The sequence below is a fragment of the Vibrio sp. 378 genome, assembly GCF_033339435.1.
Map to the genome: position 1 here is coordinate 1 of NZ_JAWOUO010000821.1, position 597 is coordinate 597.

The 597-nt window shown below is 45.7% G+C and carries 2 pseudogenes; both read right to left on the bottom strand.

The annotated features are described in order from the left end of the window. Window positions 1-86: pseudogene (locus R7Q48_RS29040) on the bottom strand (methylglyoxal synthase); the annotation flags it as partial. Window positions 87-149: 63 nt separating this feature from the next. After that, window positions 150-597, bottom strand: a pseudogene (locus tag R7Q48_RS29045) (TMAO reductase system protein TorT); the annotation flags it as partial.

The window sequence follows — 597 nt, forward strand, 5'->3', positions numbered from 1 at the left end:
CAGCGAAGTAGCTCAGGTTTGCAATTGTCGTGGGCAACCAATGCCACGTGTTTATGCGCGGGCATGGTACGAGTCGTTTTTTGCATCAAGTTATTCCGATTTTATGATTATGAACTGGTTATCTATCAATAAAACACTTTTTTAGCGCATCAATCAACAGCCTTTATGCTGAATGTCGGCCTATATTCTGACGGAGATAACGATTCTTCAATTGTGTCATCGTGAAGCGTCTTTGGCGTCAGTGGTTTGATGATTGGCGATGCCTGTTTTTCATACGGTTGATGGCGTAAATAGTGAGCCGCTTGCATGACAGACAGGCGGCCTTGCTGCACCATTTTGTCTGTCGGAGCAAAAAGCACTTTATTGCGCAGAAGACCACGATACACACCGTGACTCAAATACACCGATACCAAACCAATATCATGGGTTTTATCTGCGCTGCGCAATTCACTGATGGCTGCTTCTATGGCGACCGCACTGCCGACGATGTAGTCAATGTTACCCATATCAATCACGCGCTGCACAAGGTTACGCTGTAACTCTTTGTCGTTGTCTGCCCAAAAGGAGTCAACGATGTGGATGTCGCTGTTTTTGATA